At 68.4% G+C, this 26,681-nt stretch carries 25 protein-coding genes and 1 pseudogene; 11 read left to right on the top strand and 15 right to left on the bottom strand.

What is annotated here, in order from left to right:
- Window positions 1–47 precede the first annotated feature (47 nt).
- Both HUK68_RS18480 and HUK68_RS18475 read right to left on the bottom strand, forming a co-directional pair.
- Window positions 48–929: pseudogene (locus tag HUK68_RS18480) on the bottom strand (magnesium chelatase domain-containing protein); the annotation flags it as partial.
- A gap of 111 nt (window positions 930–1,040) precedes the next feature.
- Entirely contained in the window at window positions 1,041–1,967 is a 927-nt protein-coding gene (locus tag HUK68_RS18475) for a LysR family transcriptional regulator (RefSeq protein WP_175505517.1), read from the bottom strand.
- A 122-nt stretch (window positions 1,968–2,089) separates the two neighbouring features.
- On the opposite strand from HUK68_RS18475, the gene HUK68_RS18470 reads away from it, so the two are divergent.
- Window positions 2,090–2,494: a RidA family protein gene (locus tag HUK68_RS18470; RefSeq protein WP_175505516.1), complete on the top strand. Its 405-nt coding sequence runs from the start codon at window positions 2,090–2,092 to the stop codon at window positions 2,492–2,494.
- A 37-nt stretch (window positions 2,495–2,531) separates the two neighbouring features.
- On the opposite strand, the gene HUK68_RS18465 is transcribed toward HUK68_RS18470, so the two are convergent.
- Genes HUK68_RS18465 through HUK68_RS18455 form a run of 3 tightly spaced genes read right to left on the bottom strand, consistent with a single transcriptional unit; the run spans window position 2,532 to window position 5,931 of the window.
- A complete protein-coding gene (locus HUK68_RS18465) occupies window positions 2,532–3,527 on the bottom strand; it encodes a Bug family tripartite tricarboxylate transporter substrate binding protein (RefSeq protein ID WP_175505515.1) in 996 nt (331 codons plus the stop codon).
- Window positions 3,528–3,564: 37 nt separating this feature from the next.
- The gene (locus HUK68_RS18460) at window positions 3,565–4,731 is read right to left on the bottom strand and encodes an acyl-CoA dehydrogenase family protein (protein ID WP_175505514.1); all 1,167 of its coding nucleotides are present in this window, start codon (window positions 4,729–4,731) and stop codon (window positions 3,565–3,567) included.
- Window positions 4,732–4,743: 12 nt separating this feature from the next.
- Window positions 4,744–5,931 (bottom strand): CaiB/BaiF CoA transferase family protein, encoded by a 1,188-nt coding sequence (locus HUK68_RS18455; protein ID WP_175505513.1) that lies wholly within the window; start codon window positions 5,929–5,931, stop codon window positions 4,744–4,746.
- A 139-nt stretch (window positions 5,932–6,070) separates the two neighbouring features.
- On the opposite strand from HUK68_RS18455, the gene HUK68_RS18450 reads away from it, so the two are divergent.
- On the top strand, window positions 6,071–7,666 hold the full coding sequence (locus HUK68_RS18450) for an IclR family transcriptional regulator (RefSeq protein WP_175505512.1): 1,596 nt from the start codon (window positions 6,071–6,073) through the stop codon (window positions 7,664–7,666).
- A 7-nt stretch (window positions 7,667–7,673) separates the two neighbouring features.
- Here HUK68_RS18450 and HUK68_RS18445 read toward each other — a convergent pair whose 3' ends face one another.
- From HUK68_RS18445 to HUK68_RS18415, 7 genes are all read right to left on the bottom strand, one after another.
- Window positions 7,674–8,600, bottom strand: coding sequence for an SMP-30/gluconolactonase/LRE family protein (locus HUK68_RS18445; protein ID WP_175505511.1), 927 nt, complete (start codon window positions 8,598–8,600; stop codon window positions 7,674–7,676).
- A gap of 32 nt (window positions 8,601–8,632) precedes the next feature.
- A complete protein-coding gene (locus tag HUK68_RS18440; protein ID WP_434082449.1) occupies window positions 8,633–9,511 on the bottom strand; it encodes an amidohydrolase family protein in 879 nt (292 codons plus the stop codon).
- 2 nt (window positions 9,512–9,513) lie between these two features.
- Window positions 9,514–10,470, bottom strand: a complete 957-nt coding sequence (locus HUK68_RS18435; protein ID WP_175505510.1) for a tripartite tricarboxylate transporter substrate binding protein — start codon at window positions 10,468–10,470, stop codon at window positions 9,514–9,516.
- 22 nt (window positions 10,471–10,492) lie between these two features.
- Complete coding sequence (locus tag HUK68_RS18430; RefSeq protein ID WP_175505509.1) at window positions 10,493–11,461, bottom strand: Bug family tripartite tricarboxylate transporter substrate binding protein; 969 nt, start codon at window positions 11,459–11,461, stop codon at window positions 10,493–10,495.
- A 68-nt stretch (window positions 11,462–11,529) separates the two neighbouring features.
- Complete coding sequence (locus HUK68_RS18425; RefSeq protein WP_175505508.1) at window positions 11,530–12,459, bottom strand: NAD(P)-dependent oxidoreductase; 930 nt, start codon at window positions 12,457–12,459, stop codon at window positions 11,530–11,532.
- A complete protein-coding gene (locus HUK68_RS18420; RefSeq protein ID WP_175505507.1) occupies window positions 12,456–13,142 on the bottom strand; it encodes an RraA family protein in 687 nt (228 codons plus the stop codon). Before HUK68_RS18420 ends, HUK68_RS18425 begins: the two co-directional genes overlap by 4 nt.
- Window positions 13,143–13,367: 225 nt before the next feature.
- Window positions 13,368–14,372: a Bug family tripartite tricarboxylate transporter substrate binding protein gene (locus tag HUK68_RS18415; protein WP_175505506.1), complete on the bottom strand. Its 1,005-nt coding sequence runs from the start codon at window positions 14,370–14,372 to the stop codon at window positions 13,368–13,370.
- 116 nt (window positions 14,373–14,488) lie between these two features.
- Here HUK68_RS18415 and HUK68_RS18410 point away from each other — a divergent pair, with 116 nt between their 5' ends.
- The 7 genes from HUK68_RS18410 to HUK68_RS18380 all read left to right on the top strand — a co-directional run bounded on the left by HUK68_RS18410 (window position 14,489) and on the right by HUK68_RS18380 (window position 21,788).
- Window positions 14,489–15,292, top strand: a complete 804-nt coding sequence (locus HUK68_RS18410; RefSeq protein WP_175505505.1) for an IclR family transcriptional regulator — start codon at window positions 14,489–14,491, stop codon at window positions 15,290–15,292.
- A gap of 192 nt (window positions 15,293–15,484) precedes the next feature.
- Window positions 15,485–16,186 (top strand): TorF family putative porin, encoded by a 702-nt coding sequence (locus HUK68_RS18405; RefSeq protein ID WP_175505504.1) that lies wholly within the window; start codon window positions 15,485–15,487, stop codon window positions 16,184–16,186.
- A gap of 41 nt (window positions 16,187–16,227) precedes the next feature.
- The gene (gene glnK / locus HUK68_RS18400; protein WP_175505503.1) at window positions 16,228–16,566 is read left to right on the top strand and encodes a P-II family nitrogen regulator; all 339 of its coding nucleotides are present in this window, start codon (window positions 16,228–16,230) and stop codon (window positions 16,564–16,566) included.
- Window positions 16,567–16,598: 32 nt separating this feature from the next.
- A complete protein-coding gene (locus HUK68_RS18395; protein WP_175505502.1) occupies window positions 16,599–18,047 on the top strand; it encodes an ammonium transporter in 1,449 nt (482 codons plus the stop codon).
- Between the two features lie 316 nt (window positions 18,048–18,363).
- Window positions 18,364–19,473 carry a glycolate oxidase subunit GlcE gene (glcE, locus tag HUK68_RS18390; protein WP_175505501.1) on the top strand — a complete coding sequence of 370 codons (1,110 nt, stop codon included), beginning with the start codon at window positions 18,364–18,366 and terminating at the stop codon, window positions 19,471–19,473.
- Between the two features lie 25 nt (window positions 19,474–19,498).
- Complete coding sequence (gene glcF / locus HUK68_RS18385) at window positions 19,499–20,752, top strand: glycolate oxidase subunit GlcF (RefSeq protein WP_175505500.1); 1,254 nt, start codon at window positions 19,499–19,501, stop codon at window positions 20,750–20,752.
- Between the two features lie 103 nt (window positions 20,753–20,855).
- Window positions 20,856–21,788 carry a ProQ/FINO family protein gene (locus HUK68_RS18380; protein ID WP_175505499.1) on the top strand — a complete coding sequence of 311 codons (933 nt, stop codon included), beginning with the start codon at window positions 20,856–20,858 and terminating at the stop codon, window positions 21,786–21,788.
- Window positions 21,789–21,870: 82 nt separating this feature from the next.
- Here HUK68_RS18380 and HUK68_RS18375 read toward each other — a convergent pair whose 3' ends face one another.
- Entirely contained in the window at window positions 21,871–22,371 is a 501-nt protein-coding gene (locus HUK68_RS18375) for a glutathione peroxidase (protein WP_175505498.1), read from the bottom strand.
- Between the two features lie 97 nt (window positions 22,372–22,468).
- Complete coding sequence (gene lplT, locus HUK68_RS18370) at window positions 22,469–23,761, bottom strand: lysophospholipid transporter LplT (RefSeq protein ID WP_175505497.1); 1,293 nt, start codon at window positions 23,759–23,761, stop codon at window positions 22,469–22,471.
- Window positions 23,762–23,894: 133 nt separating this feature from the next.
- Here lplT and alr point away from each other — a divergent pair, with 133 nt between their 5' ends.
- Window positions 23,895–24,989, top strand: coding sequence for an alanine racemase (alr, locus tag HUK68_RS18365; RefSeq protein ID WP_175505496.1), 1,095 nt, complete (start codon window positions 23,895–23,897; stop codon window positions 24,987–24,989).
- Window positions 24,990–25,354: 365 nt separating this feature from the next.
- On the opposite strand, the gene HUK68_RS18360 is transcribed toward alr, so the two are convergent.
- Window positions 25,355–25,783 (bottom strand): MarR family winged helix-turn-helix transcriptional regulator, encoded by a 429-nt coding sequence (locus HUK68_RS18360; protein ID WP_175505495.1) that lies wholly within the window; start codon window positions 25,781–25,783, stop codon window positions 25,355–25,357.
- A gap of 86 nt (window positions 25,784–25,869) precedes the next feature.
- On the opposite strand from HUK68_RS18360, the gene HUK68_RS18355 reads away from it, so the two are divergent.
- Window positions 25,870–26,664, top strand: coding sequence for a siderophore-interacting protein (locus HUK68_RS18355; protein WP_175505494.1), 795 nt, complete (start codon window positions 25,870–25,872; stop codon window positions 26,662–26,664).
- Window positions 26,665–26,681 lie beyond the last annotated feature (17 nt).

Genomic DNA, 26,681 nt, shown 5'->3' with positions numbered 1-26,681 from the left:
CAGTCGCATCTATTTCGGAATCGTCTCACTTATTTAGAAAACTCACAGCCCCCGCCGACCAGCGCCACGGCGCTGGCCGTATGGTGCGGGCTGGCCGTGGGGCGCTGCGCCCAGCGCTGCGCGCAAAAGCGCCCGCTCAGGCTGGCCAGCGCCGCGGCCTGCAGGGCTTCATCGACCGACATCGGCGGCAGCAGATCGGCAAAGCGCTGCGCCAGCATCGACTTGCCCGCGCCCGGCGGGCCGACCAGCAGCAGGCTGTGGCCACCCGCCGCCGCGATCTCCAGCGCGCGCTTGGCCTGGGCCTGGCCCTTGACATCGGCCATCTCGGCGCGGCTGTCGCACGCCGGCAGGGGCGCGCTTTCAACGCGCCGCCAGCCGGCGCGATTTGCCGGTTCGGCAAGGTCTTCGGGACGGGGCATGAAGGCCTGGACCACATCGAGCAGATGCCGAGCGCGGAAGACGCGCGCCTCGGGCACCCAGGCCGCCTCCTCGGCGCTGCCCGGCGGCAGCACCTGCAGCACCGGCTCGCGCTGCTGGTGCAATGCCAGGCTGGTGGCCAGCGCGCCGCGCACCGGCCGCAGCTCGCCCGACAGCGACAGCTCGCCGGCGAACTCCCAGCCCGCGAGCCGCGCGGCATCGAGCTGGCCACTCGCGGCCAGGATGCCGATGGCGATCGGCAGGTCGAAGCGCCCCGAATCCTTGGGCAGGTCGGCGGGCGCGAGATTGACCGTGATGCGCTTGTTGCCGGGAAACTCCAGCCCCGCATTGACCAGCGCGCTGCGCACGCGCTCGCGCGCTTCCTTGACCTCGATATCGGCGAGCCCGACCAGCGTGAAGCAGGGCAGGCCATTGGCCAGATGCACCTCCACCGTCACCTGCGGCGCATGCAGCCCGAGCAGGGCGCGGCTTTGAACTTGGGCAAGGCTCATGGGATGGCGCCGCAGCGGCAAGTGGGCCGAGGCGGGCGCGAAACAGTTTGCCATGCGCGTGCATGCGGGCCCGCATGACCTTGCCGGTTGCAGGGCGGGCCGCGCGCGGCGCTACCCGCCGCTGCGGCGCATCACGGGCGCATGCACGTCCATCAGCGCCACCATCCAGTCGATGAACACGCGCAGTTTGGCGCTCACATGCCGGTGGGGCGCGAACGCCAGATACAGCGGCATGGGCTCGAGCTGCCAGTCTTCGAACAGCGGCACCAGTTCGCCGCTTTGCCGGGCGGCCCTGGCCATGTATTCGGGCAGCCACAGCACGCCCAGGCCGGCCAGGCCCGCGGCCAGATAGGCGTTGCCGTCGTCGACCGAAAGCGCATGGCGTCCGCGCACCTCCAGGCTCTCCTCGCCGCGCCGCATGGCATAGGCGGCGGGCTTGCCGTGGCGCGCCCAGTGGAAGCCGACGATGCGCTGGTGCGTGTCCTGCAGCTCGCGCGGGTGCGCGGGCACGCCGGCCAGCGCCAGATAGCCGGGCGCGGCGTAGACCCCCAGCGGCAGGTCGGCGATATGGCGGTGCATCAGCGACTCGTCTGTGAGCCGGCCGCCGCGCACCACGCAGTCGACGTTCTCGCCAATGATGTCCACCATGCGGTCGCTGACGCCCAGATCGAGCTGGATCTCCGGATAGCGCGCATGGAAGCCCGGCAGGGCCGGCACCACGATCAGCCGCGCCAGCGGGCTGGGCATGTCGACGCGCAGCCGGCCACGCGGTGATTGCGCCGCGCCCGACAGGCTGGTCTCGGCATCGTCGACATCGGCCAGCACGCGCAGCACGCGCTCGTAATACGCCGCGCCATCGGCGGTGACGTTGACCTTGCGCGTGGTGCGATGCAGCAGCCGCACGCGCAGCCGTGCCTCGAGCTGCTGCACCAGTTGCGTGACGCTGGTCTTGCTCATGTGCAGGGTTGCGGCGGCCTTGGTGAAGCTGCCGGTTTCCACCACCCGGGCAAACGCCTGCATGGCGTCGAAGCGGTCCATTCGCACTCCAGATGCTGTGATGATTGTTTGGATTCTACGAACAATGATGCACAGGCTTGCTGGTTTATCCAGCGCGCCTGGATGCCTACAGTGGGCTGCATCTCCACTGCAGAAAGATTCCCATGACGCAACGCGATGTCGTTTTCCCGCCGGGCCGCCAGGCGCTCTATGAACGCAACCGCTATTCGCCGGCGGTACGCGCCAATGGCCTGCTGTTTGTCTCGGGCCAGGTCGGCAGCCGCGAGGACGGCTCGCCCGAACCCGAACTCGAAGCCCAGGTGCGGCTGGCGTTTTGCAACCTGAATGCGGTGCTGCAGGCGGCCGGCTGCACGTTTGCCGATGTGCTGGACGTCACCGTGTTCGTGGTCGACCCCGAGGCCCATTTCGAGACCATCTGGAAGATCGTTCCCGAGTTCTGGGGCCAGGCGCCGTATCCGGCGCTGACCGGCGTTGGAGTGACCTGGCTTTACGGCTTCCAGTTCGAGATCAAGGTGATCGCCAAGCTGCCGGAGGCGGGCCGGGCGTGAAGCCCCAGCCCATGCTTCGCCGGGCCAGGCCGGCGCTTCAGTCGGCCTTGATGCCCGCGGATTTCACCACCGCCGCCCACTTGCCGGTCTCGTTCCGGATCAGGGCGGCAAATTCCGCGGGCGAGCAGCTCTCGGGCTCGATGCCGACGCGGGCCAGTTGCTCGCGCATTTGCGGCGTTGCAAGTGCCTCGACCATCGCCTGGTTCACCTTGGACAGCACCTCCGGTGGTGTGCCTGCGGGCGCCAGCAGTCCCCACCACGAAAACGCCTCCATGGCATAGCCAAGTTCGCCCATCGTCGGCACTTGCGGCATCAGCGCACTGCGCTTTGCCGCGGTCAATGCGATGGCGCGCAGCTTGCCGGCTTTGAGCATGCCGCTGATCGGCGTCAGATTGTCGAAGCTCAGGTCCAGTTGGCCGCCCACCAGCGCCGCGACGGTCTCGGAACTGCCCTTGTAGGGAACATGCTGGAGGCGGACGCCGGCAAGCGAGGAGAACAGCTCGCATGCCAGATGCGGAATGCTGCCGTTGCCGGGCGTGCCGTAGTTCAGCCCGGCCTGGCTGGCCTTGGCGTGGGCAATCAGGTCCTTCAGGTTTTTGATCGGGGAGTCGGCACGGACGACGACATAGACCGGCGCCTTGGTGATCAGGGAAATCGGCGCCAGGTCCTGCACGGCATCGTACGGCAGCTTCTGGTACAGCGCGGCGTTGGTGGCGAGGTTCGCCGTGCCCAGCAACAGCGTATGGCCGTCGGCCGCGGCGCGCGTCACGGCGACCGTGCCCGCCTGGGTGGCGGCGCCCGCGCGGTTCTCCACCACGAAGTTCTGGCCCAGGCTTTCGGCCAGGCGCTGGGCAATGGCCCGCGCCGCCGTGTCGGAGCCGCCGCCGGGCGCGTACGGCACGACGATGCGCACCGGCTTGGCCGGGTAGGCCGCGGCTTGCGCCGGCAGGTGCAGCGCGCCGAGAGCCAGCATTCCGACAACGCAACGGCGCGACAGCGCCGGGGCCGGGTTGGATGCATCTGTGTCAAACATGGGCCATGTCTCCTGTAGTTTTTACGACCAGGCCGCGTTAGCCGCGGTATCCGGCACGCGCCAAGGTGCGCTTGGCGATATTGAGCTGATGCATCTGGCTGGTGCCTTCATAGAGGCGGAACAGGCGCACGTCACGATAGAAGCGCTCGATGGCGTGTCCCCGGATGAAACCCGTGCCCCCCAGCATCTGCACGCAGCGGTCGGCGATCCGTCCGCAGGCCTCCGAGGCGAAATACTTGCAGATCGAGGCCTGCATGGTCACGTCCTGGCCGTCGTCGCGGGCCCGGGCCGTCTCCAGGATCAATGCCCGCGCGGCATGGATGTCGGTCTGGCAGTCGGCGATCAGGGCCTGAACCAGCTGGAACTCTGCCACCGGCTGGCCAAACTGCCGGCGCTGCGTGACATGCGCCACGGCCTCGTCGAGCATGCGGATGGCCGGGCCTATGCACAAGGCCGCCAGGTGGATGCGCTGCTTGTTCAGCACCTTCATCGTCGTCTTGAAGCCCTGACCGATGTTGCCGCTACCGCCGATGATCTGCCGGGACGGTACGCGGCAGTTGTCGAAGTAGACCTCGGACACCGGGGAGCCGGCCTGGCCCATCTTGTCGTAGGGCGCTCCGGTGCTCAGGCCCGGTGTGTCCCGTTCGACCAGGAACGCCGTGATGCCGCGCGCCGTGCTGTCTTCGGGGTCGGTGCGGGCCAGCACGGTGAACAGGCCGGCAATCGGCGCATTGGTGATGAAGCACTTGCTGCCGTTGAGCACGAAGTGATCGCCGTCCCGCAGCGCGCTGGTCTTGAGGGCGACGGCGTCCGATCCGGCTTCCGGCTCGGTGAGCGCCAGGCAGCCGGTTATCTCCCCGCTGGCCATGCGCGGCAGGTACTGGCGTTTTTGCTCGGGCGTGCCGTCGGCCACCAGCGCTTCCGAGCCGATTCCGGTGTTGGTGCCGACGCGGGCCCGAAAGGCGACCGAGGCCTGCGACAGTTCCAGGGCCGCCAGCACCAGCTCTTCGGTCGTGAGGCCGGCGCCGCCGAACTCCTGCGGAATCGACCAGCCGAAGTAGCCACCCGAGGCGAGTTCCGCCACCAGGTCGGCGGGCACCTCGTCCAGGCGTTCGACCTCGGCCTCGCGCGGAATCATGCGTTCGTGCACCTGGCGGCGCACGTTCGCCAGGAAAGCGGCGAAATCTTGCGGGTTTCGAATCATGGTCTTGATGGGTTAGATGACGCGCGCAGCGCGCAGCTTGGCCAGATCGGCCGCGGTGAGTCCGAGCGGCCCATAGATGGCAGCGTTGTGCTCGCCGGTGGAAGGGCCGGTTCTCGGCGCCGCTGCCGCCACGGCGCCGAAGCGGGGCACCGCCGCCGGCGCTGGCACGGAGCCGAGCTCCGGGTCGGGCAGGCGCACGATGGCCTGCCTGGCGACGAAGTGCGGGTCCTCGATGACGTCGGCGATTGAATAAATCTTGCTGAAGGGCACCGCGTTCGTCTCGAGGCAGGCGCCGAGGTCCGTGAATTCCCGTTGTGCGCTCCATTGCGCGATGATCGCGTCCAGCGCCTCGAGATGCCGCACCCGGCCGGGGTTGTTCGTGAAGCGTGCATCGGTTGCCAGTTCAGGCATCTCCATCGCCGCGCACAGGCGCCGGAAGATCGCATCCGAGGATCCCACCAGCGTGAACCACTGTTCGTCGCGGGTACGGTAGATGTTGGAGGGCGCGGTATAGGTTGCCCGGGCCCCGGCACGGCTGCGGACCACATCCTCGAATTCATGCTCCGCGGCCAGCGGCTCCAGCACGCGCAGCAGGGCCTCGGTGGCGCTGAGGTCCACATCCCGCCCCGGGGCCTCGGGGCACAGGGCGCGCTCGTGCGCCAGGCTGGCGATGGCAAACGCCGCGAACAGGCCGGCAATCGAATCTCCCAGCGGGAAGTTGATGTGCAGCGGGCCGCCGCCGGACTCGCCGGTGAGGTTCGCCAGGCCGCTCATGGCTTCGAAGATCCGGGCGAAGCCCGGCCGGCCCGCGTAAGGCCCGGTCTGGCCAAAGCCGGTCAGCCGCAGCACCGACAGCCTGGGGTTGTGGCGCTGCAGGGTGTCCCAGTCGAGCCCCCATTTGTCCAACGTGCCCGGCCGGAAGTTCTCCACCAGCACATCGAAGTCGGCGATGAGCTTCAGGAACAGCTCCCGGCCCGCAGGCTGCCGGACATCCAGCGAAATGCCTTTTTTGCCGCGGTTCAGAACCTTCCAGTAGAGCGCGGTGGGAGCGAGGCCGCGCAGCGCGTCATTGCCTTCGGGAAGCTCGAGCTTCACCACCTGCGCACCGGCATCGGCACAGAGCGTGGCGCCAAAGGGCGCGGCCACCACGGTGGCCATGTCCAGCACCCTGAGCCCGGTCAGTGGTCCTGCCCTGGTCATGCGCCCTCTCCCCGCCCCGTGGGGTGATCGGTCTCGTTCATCTGGTCTCCCACTTCGCGGTGACGCTGCAAAGCGCAGCACAGCCAAGGTTAGTGACGGGCTGGTGGCAGTGCAACACCTGTTTCGGTATATTGAACGCATGAATGACCCGCGCTTTGCCTCCAGCCTCGCCCACGGCATGTCGGTCCTGGACGCGTTCCGTGACGCCGCCGACGGGTTGACGAACAAGCAGCTGGCGCAGCGCTCAGGCTTGTCGACGGCCAGCATCTCCCGGCTCTGCGTGACCCATGTCGATCACGGCATGCTGCGCTTCGATGCCGCCGCGGGGCGCTATTGGATAGGCCCGGGCGCGCTCACCCTGGCTTATCCATTCCTGGCGCGCCTGGGCCTGCGCCGGGTCGCGCGGCTGCCGATGGCGCGCCTGGCGGCGGCACTCGGGGGGACCATTTCGCTGGTCATGCGCGATCGCACGCAGATGGTGTATGTCGAGACTTGCTGGGCGAATCGGCCCAGGTCGTTTCGCCCGGACGTGGGGGCGGTGCTCCCCATGCTGCAGACGGCGGCGGGGCGTGCCTGGCTGGCAAGTGCCGAAGCCGCCGAACGCGACGAGGTGCTGGCGCAGTTGCAGGCTGCGTCCCCCACGGCGCTGCGCAAATGGCGGCCGCAGGTGGCGCAGGCCGCCAGCGATCTGCAGAAGCAGGGCTTTTGCGTTTCGCCGGGCCACTGGCTGCCTGACGTCCATGCGGTGGCCATACCGTTGGGCATCGATTTCAGCGGCCACCGCATGGTGTTGAACTGCGGCGTGCCCGCGGCGCGAGCCCAGGAGGGGCGTCTGCTCGGGAAGATCGGCCCCGAGCTGCGGCAACTGGCGGCGCAGATCGAGCAGGAGTGGCGCAGCGCGCCTCAAGCCACCGAGCCTGGGGTGGTCGCGCGCGGCCCGAGCCGGCATGTGCAGCCGCCGCCCTCCCGTGTGCGCTGTGCCCCTGACTCGGCCCAGACGCTGGGCCGGGGGCTGGATGTGCTGGCCTGCTTCACTCCAGACCAGCCGGTGCTGGGCAACGCCGCGCTCGCCCGGCAGGCCGGCGTCTCGCCGCAGACCATGGTCCGGCTGACCTACACGCTGGTGCAGCTCGGTCTGCTGCAGCGCAGCCGGCACGCAGCGGGATACAGCTTGGCGGTGGGCTGCGTGGCCCTGGCCTATCCCATGCTGGCGAACCTCAGGATGAGAACGTTGGCGCGGCCGGGAATGATGGCCCTGTCGAAGCAACTGGGTGGGGCCGTGTCGCTCGGGCTCCAGCATCGCCTGGGCATGGTCTATGTCGAAACCGCATGGCGCACCGATGGCCGCTACCTTCCGCCGGACACCGGAGCCGTCATGCCCATGCTGGCGACAGCCATGGGCCGGGCCTGGCTGGCACAGGCCGCGGCCTCCGAGCGGCAGGCATTGCTGAACCAGATCGATGTGCTCGATCCGGCGATGGCGGCGCGCTTCGGGGCGGAAGTGCCGAAGGCCTTGAAGCAGTACGACAAGCACGGCTACTGCAGTTCCCGGGACTTCAGGCCGGACATCGAGGCCATCGCCGTGGCGTTCAGCCGGCCCTGCGGCGGAGTGCGTTTCGTGATGAACTGCGGGATCCACGCGCCCAAGCCGTTGTCGGCGGCTCAGAGAACAGGCATAGGGAGCGCGCTCATGGAACTGGTCGCGGGCCTGGAGGAAAAATGCATCGGGCTCTGAGAGGACCTCAGGCCGCGTTGCGCCGGGCGTGCAGCGCCAGGCCCGGCGCATCCATCTGCGTGCGCAGGATGCTGCCATGCGTCGAATCGGTCACATACAGCGTTTTGCGGTCGGCACCGCCAAACGCCAGATTGGTCGTCGAGCTGCCGGCCGCGCCGCGCAGGACTTCGACCGGCTCGGCGCGCGCGTTGAGCACCCAGACATAGCCCAGGCCGGGGTTGGCCACCAGCAGCCGGCCCTCGGCATCCACGGCCAGGCCATCGGGGCCGCTCGGGCCGTAGGAGGTGAAGAACTGGCTGACCTTGGCCACGCTGCCGTCGGGCAGCAGCGGCACGCGCCAGACGCAGTTGCCACGCGTCACGGCCAGGTACAGCACGCGGCCGTCGGGCGACAGCGCGACACCGTTGGGGCTGGGCACATTGGCCAGCAGCAGGTCGAGCTGGCCGTTCGGGCGCAGCCGGTACAGGCGGCCGCTCGGGTCGTGCAGGCCGCTCTGGCCCTGGTCGGTGAAGTACAGGTTGCCTTCGGCGTCGAAGACCAGGTCGTTGACGCCCTTGAAGCGCTCGCTGTTGCGGCGCTCGAGAAACGGCGTGACCTTACCGCTGGCGAGATCGAGGCGCATCAGGCCGTTCTTGTAGTCGGTGATCAGCAGCGTGCGTTCATCGAGAAACTTCATGCCGTTGGGCTCGCCGTCGTACTCGGCCACGAGATGCCACGCGCCCTGCGCGTCGATGCGCAAGATGCGGCCCCAGGGAATGTCGCTCACATAGAGATTGCCGGCCGCATCGAACACCGGGCCTTCGAGAAACGAGTCGCTGATCGCGCCGCCGCGGTTGGCGTCGGCCCAGGCGCTGCGCTCGCGTCGGCGCAGCGATTCTGGCATCGAGGTGAACAACTCCAGTTCACGGACTTGGGGGGCTTGCAGCAGGAACATCAAAAGCACTTTCTGGGTGTGGCGCGCAAGGCTCAGGCAGGTGGGAAGCCATACAGCCGCGCCGGGTTGTCCACCAGGATACGGTCCATCGTGGCGTTCGAATCGCAGTACGCCTGCAGCAGGTCGACCAGGTCGGCGTCGTTGACCGTGCCCGGCGTTTCGGTAGTGTGCGGCCAGTCGCTGCCCCACACCAGCTGCCCGGGCGACGCTTGCACCAGCGCGCGGCCCCAGGCCAGGGTGTCGGCATAGCCGGGACCATGCACCGCCGAGCGCATGTAGGCGCCCGAAAGCTTGACCCAGCAGTGGCCGGTTTCAAGCAGCCGCAGCACCAGCGCCTGGGCCTGCGTGTCCGGCACGGCGGGATCGTTCAAGCCCATGTGATCGATCACCAGCGGCACCGGCAGCGACTGCAGCACGGGTGCGAGCGCGACGATCTGCTCAGGGCTGGCAAACAACTGGATATGCCAGCCCGAGCCCGCGATCTTGCGCGCCAGGGTCTGCAGCATTTGCGGCGTGGTGTCGCCCCAGGATTGCGGCGAGACGAAATTCACGCGCAGGCCGCGCACGCGCTGCGCATCGAGCCGCGCCAGTTCCGCGTCGCCGACCTCCTGGTCCACCACCGCCACGCCGCGCGCGCCGTCGCCGAGCTGGCGCAGTGCATCGAGCGTGCAGGCGTTGTCGGTGCCGTAGGTCGACGGCGTGACCACCACGCAGCGCGCCGTGCCCAGGCGCTGCTGCAGCTGGCGGTAGTCGCCCACGCGCGCCACCGGCGGCGTGCGCGGCCAGTGCGGCGACGGCGCGAACTCGGGCGCGAAGATATGCATGTGGGCGTCGCAGGCGAGTGCGGGCAAGCGCCGTGCGGGACGGTTCAGGCCCACGGAATGCGGCACGGCTTGGGGCAGCTCGGGCATGTTCAGTCCTGCTTGATGTCGCCCTTGCGCACGACCTCGCCCCACTTGGCATCTTCCTTGGCCAGGAAGCTGGCGAACTCGGCGGGCGTGGAGCCCACGCTCCTGGCGCCGATGTCGGCCAGGCGCTGCTGCACGGCGTCTTCCTTGAGCACCTCGACCACGGCCTGCTGGAGCTTGCCGGCAATGGGCGCGGGGGTGCCCGCGGGCAGGAACATGCCGTTCCATTCATAGACTTCGTAACCCGGGATCACCGTCTCGGCCACGGTAGGCACCTCGGGCAGGCGCTTGGAACGCTCGGGCGCGGAGATCGCCAGCGCGCGCAGCTTGCCGCCGGCCACCAGCGAATACGACGCGGCGACGGTGCTGAACATGAAGTCCACCTGGCCGCCCATCACGTCGGCAATGGCCGGGCCGCCGCTCTTGTAGGGCACATGCACCATGTCGAGCTTGAGTTGCTGGCGAAACAATTCCGAGGCCAGGCGCTGCACCGTGCCGCTGCCGCCGGACGCGAAGTTGATCTTGCCCGGCTGCGCCTTGGCCTTGGCTATCAGGTCGCCGACGTTCTTGAGCGGCGAGTTGGCGGGCACGATCAGCAGGTTCGGCGCCAGCAGCACCAGCGACAGCGGCTGCAGGGCATTTGCCGCATACGGCATCTTGGGGAACAGATGCGGGTTGATCGAATACGGCGTCGCGTCGTAGAGCATGGTGTAGCCGTCGGCCGGCGCCTTGGCCACCGCGCTCGCGCCAATCGTGCCGCTCGCGCCCGCGCGGTTCTCGACGATCACGCTGGTGCCCAGCTTGGGGCCCATGTGCGTCGCGATCAGGCGCGCGACCGCATCGGCGGCGCCACCCGGCGCATAGGGCACGACGATGGTGATCGGCCGGTCGGGATAGGCCGCCTGCGCGGCGGCGGCGGCAAGGGCCAGGCTGGCGATGAGGGTGTTGGCAAAGGCACGCATGGGATGTCTCCGGTTCTTGGGTCTAGTTGGCTTGCAGGTTCAGGTCTTTGGCGATCTGCGAGTAGGTCGTGACTTCGCGCCCGAGCTGGGTGGCAAACGCCGCGCCGCAGGTGGCGGACGTGTCGAGGCCCAGCTGGCGCAGCTTCTGCACCGTGGCTTCGCTGCTGGCGAATTCGGTGGCCGTGCGCTCCAGGGCCTGGGCCACCGGGGCTGGAATGCCCGCGGGGGCGAGCACGCCATACCAGGCGTCGGCCGCATAGCTGCCGCCGCCGGCTTCGGCGAATGTCGGCACGCCGGGCAGCAGTGGCGAACGCTGCGGCGCGCCCACGGCCAGCGCGGCCAGCTTGCCGCTCTGGATCTGCGGCAGCACCGAGCCCAGCGTCGCGAACGAGCTGTCGATCTGCCCGCCCATCAAATCGGTGATGACCGGCGCCGCGCCCTTGTAGGGCACATGGTTGAGATCGATGCGCTGGGCGCGCGCGAAGATCTCGGTGGCGAAATGTCCCGAACTGCCGCTGCCGGCGCTGCCCGCGGTCACGCGGCCGGGTTCCTTCTTGGCCTTGTCGATGTACTGGCCCAGGGTCTTGATCGGCATGGAACGGCCCACCACCAGCACCGTGGGGCTGGTCGCGACGCTGCAGACCGGGCGGAACGAGCGCTGCGCATCGAACTTCACCTGGCTGGCGTAGAGCGCGGGAATCATCGTGTGGTTGGTGGCGGCAAACAGCAGCGTGTAGCCGTCATTGGGCGCGGCGGCCACGGCTGCGGCCGCGAGAATGGTGTTGGCGCCGGGCTTGTTCTCCACCACGAAGGGCTGGCCCAGCGCGCGGCTTGCATGGTCGGCAAACGCGCGCGCCACCACGTCGGTCGGGCCGCCCGCGGCAAAGCCCACCACCAGCTTGACGGGCTTGGCGGGATAGGTCTGCGCCTGGATGCCGGGCGCCGTTGCCGCAAGGGCCAGCAGCGCCAGCGCGTGGTATTTCTTGAACATTCTTGTCTCCTGGTTCATCGGGCGGGCCTGGCGCCGCGGCAACCCCGCCGCGGCGCCAGGCCCTCGCGTCAGTGCGCGGCTGCGCCGCTGCGCGCCAGCACCTGCAGCAGGTTCTTTGCCGCGCCCACGCCCATGTTCACGTAGGCATCGCTGGTCACGCCGCCGATATGCGGGCTCAGCACGAAGTGCGGCTCGTGCTGGAACGGATGGCCGGCGGTCATGGGCTCGACCGCAAAGCTGTCGAGGCCGGCGCTCATCACCTGGCCCGAGCGCACGGCGGCAAGCAGCGCGTCTTCGTCGACCAGGCCGCCGCGCGCGGTGTTCACCACGATCACGCCGCGCTTGCACTGCGCCAGCGTCTGCGCATCGAGCAGGCCGCGATTGTCGTCCGTGAGCGGACAGTGCAGCGAGATGGCATCGGACTCGCGCCAGATCGTTGCGAGGTCCACGCTCTGCACGTAGTCGGGCAGCTTGCGCGCGTACGGATCGAAGCCGATCACGCGCATGCCCAGCGCATCGGCCATGCGCGCAAAGCGCAGGCCGATCGCCCCCAGGCCGACCAGGCCGATGGTGCGGCCCCCCAGTTCGAGGCTCTTGTGCGTGGACTTGTCCCAGTGGCCGTCGTGCATGCGGTCATTGAGTTCGACCACGGACTTGGCGCAGGCCAGCAGCAGTGCGAGGGCCTGCTCGGCCACGGCGGCGGCATTGGCGCCGACGGCGGCAACGACTTCGATGCCGCGCGCCTGGGCCGCGACCTTGTCGATGGTGTCGGTGCCGCTGCCATGCTTGGAGATCACTTTCAGCGCGGGCGCGGCGTCCATCACCGCGGCGCCGACCTTGCCGTAGCGCACGATGATGGCCACCGGGTCATGCGCGCGGCACAGCGCGACCAGGCTGTCCTCGGTGGGCGTCTTGCCGGCGTAGACGATGTCGTAGTCGCGCAGCAGTTCCAGCGCCGGCGCTGCCAGGTCGGCTCCGGTAATGAGAATGGTGCTCACAGCGACTCTCCGTCCTTGAGCACGCCGGCGGCGCGCAGCGCGGCGGGCAGCCACTTCGAGGCGGTGTCGCCGCGCGCGATCGCTTCGATGCGTGCGGCCTCGTCAGCGACCTTCTTGTCGGCCAGCGCCAGCATGCCCGGCGCCTTGGCGCGCTCGATCACCACCACGCCGTCGGCATCGCCAACCACCAGGTCGCCCGGGTTCACGCTGGTGCCGCCGGCCGAGATCGGGTGGTTGATGCGGCCGGGCACGTACTTGGTCGGGCCCGCGGGATTGAAGCCCGCGCTGAACACCGGAAAGTCGAGTTCGAGGATTTCAAGCTTGTCGCGGATCGCCGCATCGACGATCACGCCGGCCAGGCCCAGCTTCTTGCAGGCGCTGAGCATCAGCGTGCCCATCAGCGCTGCCGCCAGGTCGCCCTTGCCGTCGATGACCAGCACGTCGCCGGGCTGGGCCAGCGCGATCGCGGCATGGATCATCAGGTTGTCGCCGGGGCGCACTTCGACGGTGAATGCCGGGCCGGCCACCTTCATGTTTTGGTGCACGGGCGCGACGCGGCCGTGCATGGTGCCGCGGCGGCCGGCGACGTCGGCCAGGATCGCGGCCTGGAAGCTCGCGGCCTGGCGCACGACGTCGGGGGCCACGCGTTCGATATCGCGGATGATTTCGGGGAGTTGGGTCATGGTGCTGTGGTCCGGTTGAAATGAAATGGGCAGGGTGGGACGCGTGTAACAGGACGCAGGCAACAGGCGCGTGCAACAGGCGCGTGCAACAGGCGCGTGCAACAGGCGCGGGCAATGGGCGCGGGCAATGGGCGTGCGCATCCCGCGGACATGCCGCCGGGGCATGTCCTGTGATCTGCGGTGGTGGTGTGGGCGCGCCGGGTCGGCGCGCCGGGTTGCCAGGCGTCAGTCGAGACCGGCGCCCGAGTCCTTGACGATCTGCGCCCAGCGCGGGATTTCCGCCTTCAGCAGCTGCTGGAAGTTCTCGACGGAGCCGCCCAGCACTTCGCCGCCTTCGGAGCGCAGGCGTTCGGCCGCATCGGGCTGCTGCAGCGCCTGGTTGATGGCCTTGTTCAGCTGCTGCACGATGGCCGGCGGCGTGCCTGCGGGCGCGAGCACGCCGAACCAGGTGATGGCCTCGAAGTTCTTGTAGCCGGATTCGGCCAGTGTCGGCGTCTGCGGCAGTTGCACCGAGCGCTTGGCCGAGGTGACCGCGACCGCGTGCATCTTGCCGTTGCGCACCTGGCCGATCAGCGTGGGAATGGACGACACATAGAGATCGATCTGGCCGCTGACCACATCGGTCAGTGCCTGGGCCGCGCCCTTGTAGGGCACATGGCGCAGCTTGATGCCCGTGGCGTTCTGGGCCAGCTCGCCCGCGAGGTGGGCCACGGTGCCATTGCCGGGATAGCCCAGCGTGATGCCGTCGGGCTTGGCCTTGGCCGCGGCCACGACATCGGCAATCGTCTTGTAGGGCGAACCGGCGGCCGTGACCATCACGATGGGCGAGGACGACACCAGCGCCACCGGCGTCAGGTCCTTGAGCGGGTTGTAGGGCAGCTTGGCGTACAGCGCGGCGTTGATGGCCAGGTTGCTGGTCTGGCCCATGACCAGCGTATAGCCATCGGGCACGGCCTTGGCCGCGGCATCGACACCCAGGTTGCCGCCCGCGCCGGGGCGGTTGTCGATCACGACCGTCCATTTGTTCAGGTCGGTGAGCTTTTGCGCCACGGTGCGCGCGATCATGTCCGTGCCGCCACCGGGCGGGAAGGGCACGATCAGGCGGATCGGCTTGGCAGGATAGGTGGCCTGCGCGTGCGCGCTGGCCAGGGGCAGGGCGGCTGCCACGAGGCCCAGGGTGGCGGCGCACAGCGGCGCGAACAACGCGTGACGGCGAAAAGTCTTTGGCATGTTGTCTCCATTGATTTAGTTGTCAACTACCTCAATGCGCTTTGGTAGTTGCGTGCAGTTTAAAAAAACGTTTCAACCCATACAATGCCGTTTCGTACAGCGAAACATGTTGCGCCATGAAGTCATCCGCCTCCGATCCCAAGAACTTGTCCACGGCCGCCGTGGCGCAACCCGATGCGTCCGCAGCCGAGCCGGCCGGCTCCAATGGCGCGGTCACCGCGGTGGCGCGCGCGCTGCAGATCCTCGACGCCTATGCACTGGGCGAATCGCACCTGTCGCTGGCCGAGCTGAGCCGGCGCTGCGGGCTGCACAAGACCACGGTGCTGCGGCTTGCGCGCACGCTCGCGCTGTCCGGCTACATGGTCCAGCGCGAGGACGGCGACTGGCGCCTGGGATCGGCCGCGGGCTGGCTGGGAGCACGCTACAAGGCGGGTTTCGATATGCAGAACGTGCTCGAGCCGGCGCTGCGTGCGCTGACGCTGGCCTGCGGCGAAAGCGCGGCGTTCTATGTGCGCGAAGGCAATGCGCGCACCTGCATCGTGCGCGTCGAGGGCCCGCAGGCGCTGCGCCACCACGTGCGCATGGGCGAGGAACTGCCGCTCGACAAGGGCTCGCCGGGCCGCGTGATCCTGGCGTTCTCGGGCGAACCCGGCGCGCTCTACGAGGAAATCCGCGAACGCGGCTACCACTACTCGATTGGCGAGCGCGAGCAGGGCGTGGCCACGGTGTCCGCGCCGGTGTTCGGCATGCACTGGCGCCTGTTCGGCTCGGTCTGCATTTCGGGCCCGGCCTCGCGCCTGCCGGTGCAAAAGCTCGAAGCGCTGGCCCAGGCGCTGCTGGCCACGGCCAAGCAGCTGTCGTATGAACTGGCAGGCACGCCCAGCACCGCGGCGGTGCGCGGTTCCCGCTGGCATCCCTGAGCGCAGGCGCCGTCCACTTTGGTGCAGCCCGCCACCAGGGGAACGCCGGTCTTTTTGCACCAACAAGGTGCATTCTCCTGAATGCGCACCGCGCCGGACATGCGGGCCCACGGTGGCGGCTTCGACCGACATTGGCTGGCACAGTTCATGCTTTTCTCCGTTTGTCGAAAATTTTTACAACTGGAGAGCCTCATGTCCCGTGCCTGGATGAAGACCGTCGGTGTTGCCTTTATCGCCGCCCTGCCCATGTTGGCCAGCGCCCAGCTGACCGCCAACGTCAGCGTGACCAGCAACTACAAGTTCCGTGGCCAGGACCAGGACACGGGCCGTACCAAGGCGTTCAAGCCGGCGCTGCAGGGCGGCTTCGACTACAGCTTTGGCGAGACCGGCTGGTATGTCGGCAACTGGAACTCCAGCGTCAACTGGCTGCCCAATAATTCGCTGGAAAGCGACTTCTACGGCGGCTACAAGTTCGAGGGCGGCGGCATTGCCTGGGACCTGGGCGCGCTGACCTATGTCTACCCCGGTGCCAGCGACGCCAACACGACCGAGCTGTACCTGGGCGCCGGCTTCGGCCCGCTGACGGCCAAATATTCGCACACCGTGTCGAAGAAGTACTTCGGCACCGCCGAAGGCCGCAACACCGGCTACTTCAACCTGGCATTCGCACAGGAAGTCATGCCCAAGGTCACGCTCAAGGCCGCCGTCGGCTACACGCGCTTCTCCAGTGACGTCGAAGGCGTGCCCAACTATGTCGACTACAGCGTCGGCGGCGCCTATGACTTCGGCGACGGCCTGTCGCTGGGCGCGGCCGTGGTCGGCGCCAACAAGAAGAACTTCTTCGGCGACATCAACAAGAACCGCTTTGTCGTCACGCTGACCAAGGCCCTGTAATGCAAGGGGCGCGGCGCGCCCCGTCCAAGGAGGAACGAATCATGAAAATGGTGACCGCCATCATCAAACCCTTCAAGCTCGACGAAGTGCGCGAAGCACTGTCCGACATCGGCGTGCAGGGCATCACCGTGACCGAGGTCAAGGGCTTCGGCCGGCAGAAGGGCCACACCGAGCTGTACCGCGGCGCGGAATATGTCGTCGACTTCCTGCCCAAGCTGAAGATCGAAGCCGCGATTGCCGACGACATGGTCGACCGCGCGCTCGAAGCCATCGAAGCCGCGGCGCGCACCGGCAAGATCGGCGACGGCAAGATCTTCGTCTCCCACCTCGAGCAGGTGGTGCGCATCCGCACCGGCGAGACCGGCCAGGAAGCCCTCTGAGGCCTGCATCCGTACCGATCAGAAAGATTGCCATGAAAAAATTGCTTGCCTCCCTGTGCCTCGGCCTGGGCCTGCTGTCGGGCGGTTTCGCGCTGGCGCAGACCGCGCCTGCCGAAGCCCCTGCCGTGACGACCACGGCGGAACCCGCTGCTGCCGCCCCTGAAGCCGCAGCGCCCGTAGCCGCCCCGGCCCCCGAGGCCGCTGCAGTGGCCGCTCCGGCTCCCGTTGCCGAGGCACCTGCCGCGGCCGAAGCCGCCGCGCCCACGCTCAACTCCGGCGACACCGCCTGGATGCTGACCTCGACCATGCTCGTGATCCTGATGATCATCCCCGGCCTGGCCCTGTTCTACGGCGGCCTGGGCCGCTCCAAGAACATGCTGTCGGTGCTGATGCAGGTCTTCGTGATCTTCTCGCTGATCACCGTGCTGTGGACCATCTACGGCTATACGCTGACCTTCGGCGGCGCGGGCAAGTTCTTCGGCGGCTTCGACAAGCTGTTCCTCAAGGGCATCACCCCCGACACGCTGTCGAGCGCGCTGGCGACGATTCCCGAATACGTGTTCGTGTCCTTCCAGGCCACGTTCGCGGCCATCACCGTGGCGCTGATCGTCGGCGCCTTCGCCGAGCGCATCAAGTTCGCCGCCGTGCTGATCTTCGCCGTGCTGTGGTTCACCTTCAGCTACATCCCGATGGCCCACATGGTCTGGGGCGGCGGCCTGCTGGCCGAAGACGGCGCGCTGGACTTCGCCGGCGGCACCGTGGTGCACATCAACGCCGGTATCGCCGGCCTGATCGGCGCCTACGTGATCGGCAAGCGCCTGGGCTTCGGCAAGGAATCGATGGCCCCGCACAGCCTGACGCTGAGCATGGTCGGCGCCTCGCTGCTGTGGGTTGGCTGGTTCGGCTTCAACGCCGGCTCCGCCGGCGCGGCCAACGGCATTGCCGGCCTGGCCTTCGTCAACACCATCGTCGCCACCGGCGCCGCCACCCTGTCGTGGCTCGCTGCCGAAGCGCTGCACAAGGGCAAGGCCTCGATGCTGGGCGCGATCTCGGGTGCCGTGGCCGGCCTGGTCGCCATCACTCCCGCCGCCGGCTTCGTCGGCCCCATGGGCGCCATCGTGATGGGCCTGATCGTCGGCCCGCTGTGCGTCTGGGGCGTGGGTGGTCTCAAGCGCATGCTGGGTGCCGATGACGCGTTCGACGTGTTCGGCGTGCACGGTGTCGGCGGTATCGTCGGCGCCATCCTGACAGGCGTGTTCTGCGCCGCCAGCCTGGGCGGTGTCGAGCCGGCCAACTACTCCATGGGCCACCAGGTCTGGGTGCAGATCAAGAGCGTGCTCGTGACCCTGGTGTGGTCGGGTGTCGTGGCTTTTGTCTCCTACAAGATCGCGGATCTGCTGGTCGGCCTGCGCGTCAGCGAGGAAGAAGAGCGCCAGGGCCTGGACATCAGCTCCCACGGCGAAACCGCTTACGTCCGGTAAGCCCCCGGAACAGACGGCCTCTGGCTGGTGGCAGGGCCGTCTGCTTCCCCGCATTGCGAATACCAGGTTCTCCTCGGACGCTGGAACTTGGCCCACTTCGGTGGGCCTTTTTTTGGCCTGGAGAAACTTCCACACTTCGACAGGATGCCTTGTGCCAAGGTCAGTGCCAAAGGAAGCAACCGTTCGTCCTGAGCCTGTCGAAGGATGACGGGCCTCGCCTCCGGTGCCCCCAACGGCCCAACCTTCACACCCTGCGTGCAAAAAATTCACGCGCCCCAGGCAGCCGCGTGGCGCCCCCTGCCGCTACGATCTGGGCATGGATTCAGCCCTCAGCCAGATCACCGAGCGCGTGCGCGCCGCCATTGCCGACCGCACCCCGCTGCGCCTGCGCGGCGGCGGCAGCAAGGACTTCCATGCGCGCGCGCTTGCCGGCGAGATTCTCGACACGCGCGCGCTGCAGGGCGTGGTGAGCTACGAGCCCAGCGAGCTGGTCGTGACCGCGCGCGCCGGCACCGCGCTGGCCGAGTTGCAGGCGCTGCTGGCCGCGCAGGGCCAGTGCCTGCCGTTTGATCCACCACACTTTTCCCTGGATTCGACCGTCGGCGGCATGGTGGCCGCAGGCCTGAGCGGACCGGCGCGCGCCAGCGTCGGTGCGGTGCGTGACTACATGCTGGGCGTCGAGCTGCTCAATGGCCGCGCCGAGCTGCTGCGCTTTGGCGGCCAGGTCATGAAGAACGTGGCCGGCTACGACGTCTCGCGGCTCATGGCCGGCTCGAGGGGCACGCTGGGCCTGATCACCGAGGTCAGCCTCAAGGTGCTGCCCATGGCCCCGGCCGAGGCCACGCTGCGCTTCGAGTGCACGCAGGCGCAGGCGCTGCAATGGCTCAATACCTGGGGCGGCCAGCCGCTGCCGCTCAACGCCAGCTGCTGGCTCGAGGATGCGGGCCGCGGCACGCTGTTCCTGCGCCTGCGCGGCGCCAAGGCCGCGGTGCAGGCAGCCTGCAGCCTGCTGGGCGGCGAGCGCCAGGACGATGCGCGCGTGGCCGCCGACTGGGATGCCTGCCGCGACCAGCAACTGCCCTGGTTCAAAGAGCGTCTGGCCGACCCGGCGCTGGCGCTGTGGCGGCTGTCGCTGCCGGCCCATGCCCCGGTGCTGGCGCTGCCCGAAGGCGCGCGCGGGCCGCTGATCGAATGGCATGGCGCGCTGCGCTGGGTGCAGGCGCCGCGCGCGCTGGGCCCGCAGCTGCAGGCGCTCGCGGCGCAGGCGGGCGGCACGGCGCAGATGTTCCAGCCAGAAGCGGCCGCCGCCACCGCCACATCGGCTACGGCGCTTGCGCCCGCGCTGGCCGCGCTGCAGGCGCGCCTGCAGCAGGCCTTCGATCCCGCCGGCATCTTCAACCCCGGGCGGCTGCTGCCGCTCGCCTGAGCCAGGTCTTCCAAAGACAGTAGCCATGCAAACCCAACTTGCCCCCGCCTACCAAGGCACGCCCGAGGGCGCCGAGGCCGAAGCCATCCTGCGCAAATGCGTGCACTGCGGCTTCTGCACCGCGACCTGCCCGACCTACCAGCTGCTGGGCGACGAGCTCGACGGCCCGCGTGGCCGCATCTACCTCATCAAGCAGGTGCTCGAAGGCCAGGCGCCGACGCGCTCCACCCAGCTGCACCTCGACCGCTGCCTGACCTGCCGCAACTGCGAAAGCACCTGCCCGAGCGGCGTGCAGTACGGCCATCTGGTCGATATCGGCCGCAAGGTGGTCGATGCTCAGGTCGAGCGGCCCCTGGCCGAGCGCGCCAAGCGCTGGGCCTTGAAGGAAGGCCTGAGCTCGCCCTTGTTTGCCCCGGCCATGAAGCTGGGCCAGGCCGTGCGCCCGCTGCTGCCCAAGGCGCTGCAGGCCAAGGTCACGGCGCCGCGCCCGGCCGGCGCCTGGCCCGCCCGCGAACATGCGCGCAAGCTCATGCTGCTGGCGGGCTGCGTGCAGCCGGCGATGCTGCCGCGCATCAACTACGCCACGGCGCGCGTGCTCGACGCGGCCGGCATCCAGACCGTGATCGCGCCCAAGGCGGGCTGCTGCGGCGCGGTCAAGTTCCATCTCAATGACGAGGACGGCGCGCTGGCGCAGATGCGTGCCAATATCGACGCCTGGTGGCCGCAGGTCGAGAGCGGCGCGGTCGAAGCCATTGTCATGAATGCCTCGGGCTGCGGCGCGATGGTCAAGGATTACGGCCATGCGCTGCGCAATGACCCGGTCTATGCGGCCAAGGCGGCGCGCATCAGCGCGCTCACGCGCGACCTGAGCGAGTTGCTGCCGGAGCTGCTGCCCGAGCTGGCGCAGCGGCTGCAAGGCAAGATCGTGCCGCCCGCGGGCGTCATGGCCTACCACCCGCCCTGCACGCTGCAGCACGGCCAGAAGCTGCGTGGCGGTGTCGAGACCTATCTGGGCCAGCTGGGCTTTGCGCTGCGCGTGGCGCGCAACGAATCGCACCTGTGCTGCGGCTCGGCCGGCACCTATTCGGTGCTGCAGCCGGAAATCGCCACGCAGCTGCGCGAGCGCAAGCTCGATGCGCTGGGCGAGGCCTGCGGCGAAGCGCCGCCCGTGGCCATCCTGTCGGCCAATATCGGCTGCATCACGCACCTGCAAAGCGGCACCGAGGTGCCGGTGCGGCATTGGGTGGAAGTGCTGGACGAGGCCTTGCCGGCGCGCTGAGCGCGCAGCCCGCGCGCCGTGTAGAGACAACGCCGCTGTGCAGCGTATGCCAATGCTGGCATGATGTGAGGTTGTCTTTTATTTCGCCGAGCTGCGCTACGCCATGACTGAACCCGTGTCTGAACCTCAAGAACAGAATGCCGCGATCCCGGCCACCGGGAACGCCCCGGTCGCTGCTGCCGCGCAGGCTGACACCGGCGCCGGGGCTTCTGCTGCAGCCGGCTCCTCGGAGGCCGGCGCCCCGGCCACCGATTCCGCGGCGGGTGATCCCGCGCGCAAGCCGCGCCGCCGCGGTGGCCGCGGCCGCAAGGCCAGCGCCGGTGCGGGTGCCGAAGCACCTGCCGCGCAGCGCGCCAAGCCCGCTGCCGCCGCGCCCGCCAATCGCACGGCACAGGCGCCGCGCAGCCAGCACCCGCTGCTGCTGCAACTCGCCGAGCTGTATCCGCAGCTGTTCGGCGAAACGCCGCTGCCGATGAAGCGCGGCATCTTCCAGGACCTGCTCGACGCCCAGCCCGAGGTCTTCGACCGCGACGGCCTCAAGGTCGCGCTGTCGATCCATACGCGTTCGTCGCGCTACCTCACGGCCGTGGCCGCGGGCCAGCCGCGCCACGACCTGCAGGGCCAGCCGGTCGAGGCCATGGCACCCGAGCATGTGCACCACGCGCTGCTCGAAGTGTTCCGCCGCCGCCAGCAGCGCTCCAACGAAGACCTGCGTCCCAAGCTGCTCAACCGCATCATCCAGGCCTTCGACGCCTCGGGCCTGAGCCGCGAGGCCTATGCCGAGCGCGTGCAGACGCGCGATGATGCCACCAACGCCCTGGTCGACGAAGCGCTGGCCGAAGCCGCAACGCGCGCCGCCAAGGACGAAGCCCTGCTGCGCGCCTTCGAGGCCAGCGGCCAGGACCTCGCGGCGTTTGCCGACATGTATGGCATGGTCGCGCGCAGCGCCGCCCAGACCATCGAGCGCGCGCGCCGGCGCAAGGCGCTCGCGGCCCAGGTGGCGGCCGCCGCGCCCGCGGCCGACGACCAGGCCTGACGCCCGGCGGCGCAGCCGCCGCCACGCTTCATCAAGCCCCGTGCGCGCCAGCGCCCGGGGCTTTTTTCCTGGGGCCGCGCGATCAGCCCAAGGCCGCTTCGATGTCCTTGGCCAGCTTGGCCGGTGCATCCTGCGGCGCATAGCGGCGAATCACCTGGCCGTCGCGGTCCACGAGGAACTTGGTGAAGTTCCACTTGATGGCCTTGCTGCCCAGCAGCCCGGGTGCCTGCGCTTCGAGCCAGCGGTACAGCGGATGGGCATTGGCGCCATTGACGTCGATCTTTTCCATCAGGGGAAACTGCACGCCGAAATGGCGTTCGCAGAAGCCCGCGATCTCCTCGGCGCTGCCGGGCTCCTGGTGGCCGAACTGGTTGCATGGAAATCCCAGCACCGTGAGCCCCTGGCCTGCGTATTGTTCGTGCAGCGCCTGCAGGCCTGCGTATTGCGGCGTGAAGCCGCAGGCGCTGGCGGTGTTGACGATCAGCAGCACCTGGCCCTCGTAGAGCGACAGCGGCACTTCGCGGCCCTGGATGTCGGTGGCGGTGAAGTCGTAAACGGAGCCGGGGGTGTCGTCATCAGCCATGGTTGTCCTTTGGGTGTCGTGCCGGCCAGCTTAAGCCGGCTGCCGGCACGGCGCCTGTACGAAGGCATCCCGGCTGGATGCACGCCAACGCAGCGCGTCAGTGGGAATCGTCCTGGCGGGCGATTTTGCGCAGCCGCACCACTTCGCGCGGATAGCGGCGCACGTTGTACGCATGCCAGCGGCCGATGCACAGCATGATGCCGGCCACGGCCAGGCCGAACAGCGTGATCGCGCCAAACGCCGACAGGCCCAGCTTGGTCGACAGGCTGTAGAACGCGCCCAGCAGCAGGATGCAGGCCTGCTCGTTGAAGTTCTGCACCGCGATCGAGCGGCCCGCGCCCATCAGGTTGTGGCCGCGGTGCTGGAGCAGCGCGTTCATCGGCACGACCAGGAAACCGCCGAGGCCGCCCAGCACGATCAGGAAGGGCACGGCAATCCAGATGGTGTCGATGAAGTTCATGCAGATCACCAGCACGCCCATGGCGATGCCCAGCGGAATCACGCGGGTCGCGGTTTCCAGCTTCATGTAGCTCGAGGCCGCGACCGCGCCCACGGCGGTGCCGATGGCCACGACGCCCACCAGCGAGGACGCCTGCGTGGTGCTGTAGCCCAGCGCCGCGGCGCTCCAGGCCAGCACGATGTAGCGCAGGTTGCCCGAGACGCCCCAGAACAGCGTGGTGGTCGACAGCGAGATCTGGCCCAGCTTGTCGCTCCACAGGCGCTGGCTGCAGTTCCAGAAATCGGGCAGCAGCGCCAGCGTGTTGCTCAGCAGGCTCTTGCCCGGGTCCTGGCGCAGCGGGCGCATGGCCACGCCGGTATGCGGAATGCGGGTGTTGATCCACGCGGCCAGCACATAGATCAGCACCAGCGCGGCAATCGAGGCTTCGGCCGCGTTCTCGACGCCCGGCAGATTCAATGCCAGCAGATAGGACGACAGCACGGGGCCGACCAGTTGGCCGCCCAGCAGCACACCCAGGATGATCGAGGTGATGGTCAGGCCCTCGATCCAGCCGTTGGCCTTGACCAGTTGCGACGCGGGCAGCAGCTCGGTCAGGATGCCGTATTTGGCCGGGGAATAGGCAGCCGCGCCCAGCCCGACCACGGCATAGGCCACCAGCGGATGGTGGCCGAACAGCATCATCAGGCAACCGACCACCTTGATCGCGTTGCTGAAGAACATCACGCGCCCCTTGGGCAATGCGTCCGCGAAGGCTCCGACAAACGGTGCCAGGATCACGTAGAACAACGCGAACATGGGCACCAATGCGGCACGCTGCCACTCGGGTGCGCCACCGGTGCGCAGCAGCTCCACGGCGGCCACAAACAAGGCGTTGTCGGCCAGCGAGCTGAAAAACTGCGCCGACATGATGGTGTAGAAACCGCGCTTCATGAAATGGCTGGAACGGGCATCAGCAAGGCCTTTGCCGGGGTAATGGGGGACGCAAACGCAGTGAGCGCTGGTTATAACACGCAGCTTCGGCCCGGCAATGCCAGAATTCCCTGTCTCCGTTTGCTTCTGAACCATGCCGCGTCCCATCCTCGCCACCATCCATTCCAGCGCCCTGCGCCACAACCTCGAGCGCGTGCGCCAGGCCGTGCCCGATGCCAAACTGTGGGCGGTCATCAAAGCCAATGCCTATGGGCACGGGATCGAACGCGCGTTTGACGCGCTGCGCGGCGCCGACGGTTTCGCGCTGCTCGACCTGGCCGAAGCCGAACGCGTGCGCCAGCTCGGCTGGCGCGGGCCGATCCTGCTGATCGAAGGCGTGTTCGAGGCGCGCGACCTGGAGCTGTGCTCGCGCCTCGGGCTGTGGCATGTCGTGCATTGCGACGAGCAGATCGACTGGCTGGCAGCGCACAAGACCCAGGTCGGCCACCGCGTGTTCCTGAAGATGAACTCGGGCATGAACCGCCTGGGTTTTCCACCCGAGCGCTATCGCTCGGCCTGGGCGCGGCTCAATGCGCTGCCGCAGGTCGACGAGATCTCCTTCATCAGCCATTTCAGCGATGCCGACGGCCCGCGCGGCGTCGGCCACCAGCTGCAGGTGTTCCACGCGGCGACGCAGGACCTGCCCGGCGAGCGCAGCCTGTGCAACAGCGCCGCGACGCTGGCGCTGGCGCATGACGCGCAGGTGCGCTGCGACTGGGTGCGCCCGGGCATCGTGCTGTACGGCAGCTCGCCCGACTATCCGCTGCACAGCGACCAGGACTGGGGGCTGCAGCCCGCCATGACGCTGTCGACGCGCGTGATCGGCGTGCAGCAGATGCGTGCCGGCGACACGCTGGGCTACGGCTCGATTTTCACCGCCGACGCGCCGATGACCGTGGGCGTGGTGGCCTGCGGCTATGCCGACGGCTATCCGCGCTCGTGCAGCACGGGGACACCGGTCCTGGTCGACGGCCAGCGCACGCGCGTGCTGGGGCGCATCAGCATGGACATGCTCAATGTCGACCTGACATCGATCGACGGCGCGGGCGTGGGCAGCGAGGTCACGCTCTGGGGCAATGCCTCCAACGGCGCGCGGCTGTCGATCGACGAGGTCGCGCACGCGGGCGGCACGCTGGGCTACGAATTGATGTGCGCCGTGGCGCCGCGGGTGCCGGTGGTGGTGGATTGAGGGCAGGGCCGTTCATGGTTCAACCCTTGGACGCGACCGACGCGCCTGACGCGCCTGCTCAGGGCCCACCACGAACGTCGATACCATTCAACTGAGAGCGAAAAACCGTTCGTCCTGAGCTTGCCTCGCCGGCCGCGTCGAAGGATGGATGGCCGGCGCTCGACTCATGAGGACGGGACGTTCATGGTTCGACAGGCTCACCACGAACGGTGGATGACAGGCTCACCCCGAACGGTGGATGACAGGCTCACCACGAACGGTGGATGACACGCTCACCACGAACGGCTGCTACCACCCAACGGTGCGCTAAGAGCCGGTCTTCCTGAGCCTGCCTGCGTGGCCCGGTCGAAGACATCGACCGCCACTCAAGCCCCCGCCAGGTCCCCCAGCATCCGCTCCAGCAGCCCCTGCAGCAGCAACTGTTCGTCCTCGGACAAGCCCTGCAGCAGCTGCACCGTGATCCCGCGCCGGCGTTCACGCATGCGCTCGAACACCGCCTGACCGGCGCGGCTCAGCGTGAGGCAGCGGCTGCGCGCATCCCGGGGGTGGGGCAGTCGCTCGAGCCAGCCTTTTTCCTCCAGCGTGCCGAGCATGCGCGCGATCTGCGCCTTGTCGGCACCGCTGTGCTGGACCAGCTCCTTCTGCGTGCGCATGGGATGGCGGCCGACGAACATCAGGGCGCGCATTTCATTGGCCGTGAGCTCGGTCTGCATCGCTGCGCGCATGCGGTGGCGGTAGGCATGCATCAGGTCATGCATGGCGTCAAACACGTCGGCGGGGGTCTTGTCAGTCATCGCAGTGGGGATTTTATAGTTGACAAAATCAACGAGGTCGCGGATATTTCGTTGACTAAATCAACATTTTAACGCCAGAGGCCTGCATGAGCACTTCTTCTTCCGAGACCACCCTGCGCGTCGAGCGCGAACGCCATCCATTTGCCGCGCGCCACGTGCAATTGCTCCGGCGCGAAGCCACCACGCCAGGCTTTGTGCGCGTCACGCTGGGCGGGCCGGAGCTGGCCGGCTTTGTCAGCACCGGTTTCGACGACCATCTGAAATTCATCCTGCCCCAGCCCGGCCTGGAGCGGCCCCATCTGCCGAAGATCGTCGACGGCCGCCCGAGCTTCGAGGGCGAGCGTCCGACCACGCGCGACTACACCCCGCTGCGCTACGACCCCGAGCGCAACGAACTGGAGATCGAATTCGCGCTGCACAACACCGGCCCCGCGGCCGACTGGGCAGTCAATGCGCCGCTGGGGCAGTGGGTGGGCGTGGCCGGCCCGCGCGGCAGCCTGGTGATTCCCAAGGCCTTTGCATGGCACTGGCTGCTGGGCGATGAAAGCGCGCTGCCGGCCATCGAGCGCCGCCTGGCCGAGCTGCCGGCCACGGCCAGGGCCACGGTGCGCATCCAGGTGGCCGATGCGCGCGACCAGCGCCCGCTGCCCAGCGCCGCCCAGGTGGACCTGCAGTGGGTGGATTCGCTCACGCAAGCCGCCGAGCAGCTCGAGCTGCCCGAGGGCGACGGTTTCATCTGGGCCGCAGGCGAGCACAACGACATGGCGGCGCTGCGCCGCGTGGTGCTGGCCAAGCCCGGCGTCGACGCCAAGCGCATGCGCATTGCGGCCTATTGGAAGCGCGGCGAGGTGGCGCACCACGCTGAACTCAACGAGGGTTGAGTCCCACCCTTCGACAC

This window comes from Comamonas antarctica (assembly GCF_013363755.1).
Classification (GTDB): Bacteria; Pseudomonadota; Gammaproteobacteria; order Burkholderiales; family Burkholderiaceae_C; genus Comamonas; species Comamonas antarctica.
The sequence above is the reverse complement of the archived record's forward strand: the minus strand, read 5'-3'. Positions and strand labels throughout refer to the sequence as shown.

Bases quoted from the DNA above. Each gene is read 5' to 3' on its own strand.
- HUK68_RS18450 (WP_175505512.1), top strand. From the start codon at position 6,071: ATGAATGACCCGCGCTTTGCCTCCAGCCTCGCCCACGGCATGTCGGTC.
- HUK68_RS18415 (WP_175505506.1), bottom strand. From the start codon at position 14,372: ATGCCAAAGACTTTTCGCCGTCACGCGTTGTTCGCGCCGCTGTGCGCC.
- HUK68_RS18465 (WP_175505515.1), bottom strand. From the start codon at position 3,527: ATGTTTGACACAGATGCATCCAACCCGGCCCCGGCGCTGTCGCGCCGT.
- HUK68_RS18460 (WP_175505514.1), bottom strand. From the start codon at position 4,731: ATGATTCGAAACCCGCAAGATTTCGCCGCTTTCCTGGCGAACGTGCGC.
- HUK68_RS18455 (WP_175505513.1), bottom strand. From the start codon at position 5,931: ATGACCAGGGCAGGACCACTGACCGGGCTCAGGGTGCTGGACATGGCC.
- alr (WP_175505496.1), top strand. From the start codon at position 23,895: ATGCCGCGTCCCATCCTCGCCACCATCCATTCCAGCGCCCTGCGCCAC.
- glcF (WP_175505500.1), top strand. From the start codon at position 19,499: ATGCAAACCCAACTTGCCCCCGCCTACCAAGGCACGCCCGAGGGCGCC.
- HUK68_RS18395 (WP_175505502.1), top strand. From the start codon at position 16,599: ATGAAAAAATTGCTTGCCTCCCTGTGCCTCGGCCTGGGCCTGCTGTCG.
- HUK68_RS18360 (WP_175505495.1), bottom strand. From the start codon at position 25,783: ATGACTGACAAGACCCCCGCCGACGTGTTTGACGCCATGCATGACCTG.
- HUK68_RS18355 (WP_175505494.1), top strand. From the start codon at position 25,870: ATGAGCACTTCTTCTTCCGAGACCACCCTGCGCGTCGAGCGCGAACGC.
- HUK68_RS18475 (WP_175505517.1), bottom strand. From the start codon at position 1,967: ATGGACCGCTTCGACGCCATGCAGGCGTTTGCCCGGGTGGTGGAAACC.
- lplT (WP_175505497.1), bottom strand. From the start codon at position 23,761: ATGAAGCGCGGTTTCTACACCATCATGTCGGCGCAGTTTTTCAGCTCG.
- glcE (WP_175505501.1), top strand. From the start codon at position 18,364: ATGGATTCAGCCCTCAGCCAGATCACCGAGCGCGTGCGCGCCGCCATT.
- HUK68_RS18470 (WP_175505516.1), top strand. From the start codon at position 2,090: ATGACGCAACGCGATGTCGTTTTCCCGCCGGGCCGCCAGGCGCTCTAT.
- HUK68_RS18420 (WP_175505507.1), bottom strand. From the start codon at position 13,142: ATGACCCAACTCCCCGAAATCATCCGCGATATCGAACGCGTGGCCCCC.
- HUK68_RS18405 (WP_175505504.1), top strand. From the start codon at position 15,485: ATGTCCCGTGCCTGGATGAAGACCGTCGGTGTTGCCTTTATCGCCGCC.
- HUK68_RS18445 (WP_175505511.1), bottom strand. From the start codon at position 8,600: ATGTTCCTGCTGCAAGCCCCCCAAGTCCGTGAACTGGAGTTGTTCACC.
- HUK68_RS18375 (WP_175505498.1), bottom strand. From the start codon at position 22,371: ATGGCTGATGACGACACCCCCGGCTCCGTTTACGACTTCACCGCCACC.
- glnK (WP_175505503.1), top strand. From the start codon at position 16,228: ATGAAAATGGTGACCGCCATCATCAAACCCTTCAAGCTCGACGAAGTG.
- HUK68_RS18435 (WP_175505510.1), bottom strand. From the start codon at position 10,470: ATGCGTGCCTTTGCCAACACCCTCATCGCCAGCCTGGCCCTTGCCGCC.
- HUK68_RS18410 (WP_175505505.1), top strand. From the start codon at position 14,489: ATGAAGTCATCCGCCTCCGATCCCAAGAACTTGTCCACGGCCGCCGTG.
- HUK68_RS18430 (WP_175505509.1), bottom strand. From the start codon at position 11,461: ATGTTCAAGAAATACCACGCGCTGGCGCTGCTGGCCCTTGCGGCAACG.
- HUK68_RS18440 (WP_434082449.1), bottom strand. From the start codon at position 9,511: ATGCCCGAGCTGCCCCAAGCCGTGCCGCATTCCGTGGGCCTGAACCGT.
- HUK68_RS18380 (WP_175505499.1), top strand. From the start codon at position 20,856: ATGACTGAACCCGTGTCTGAACCTCAAGAACAGAATGCCGCGATCCCG.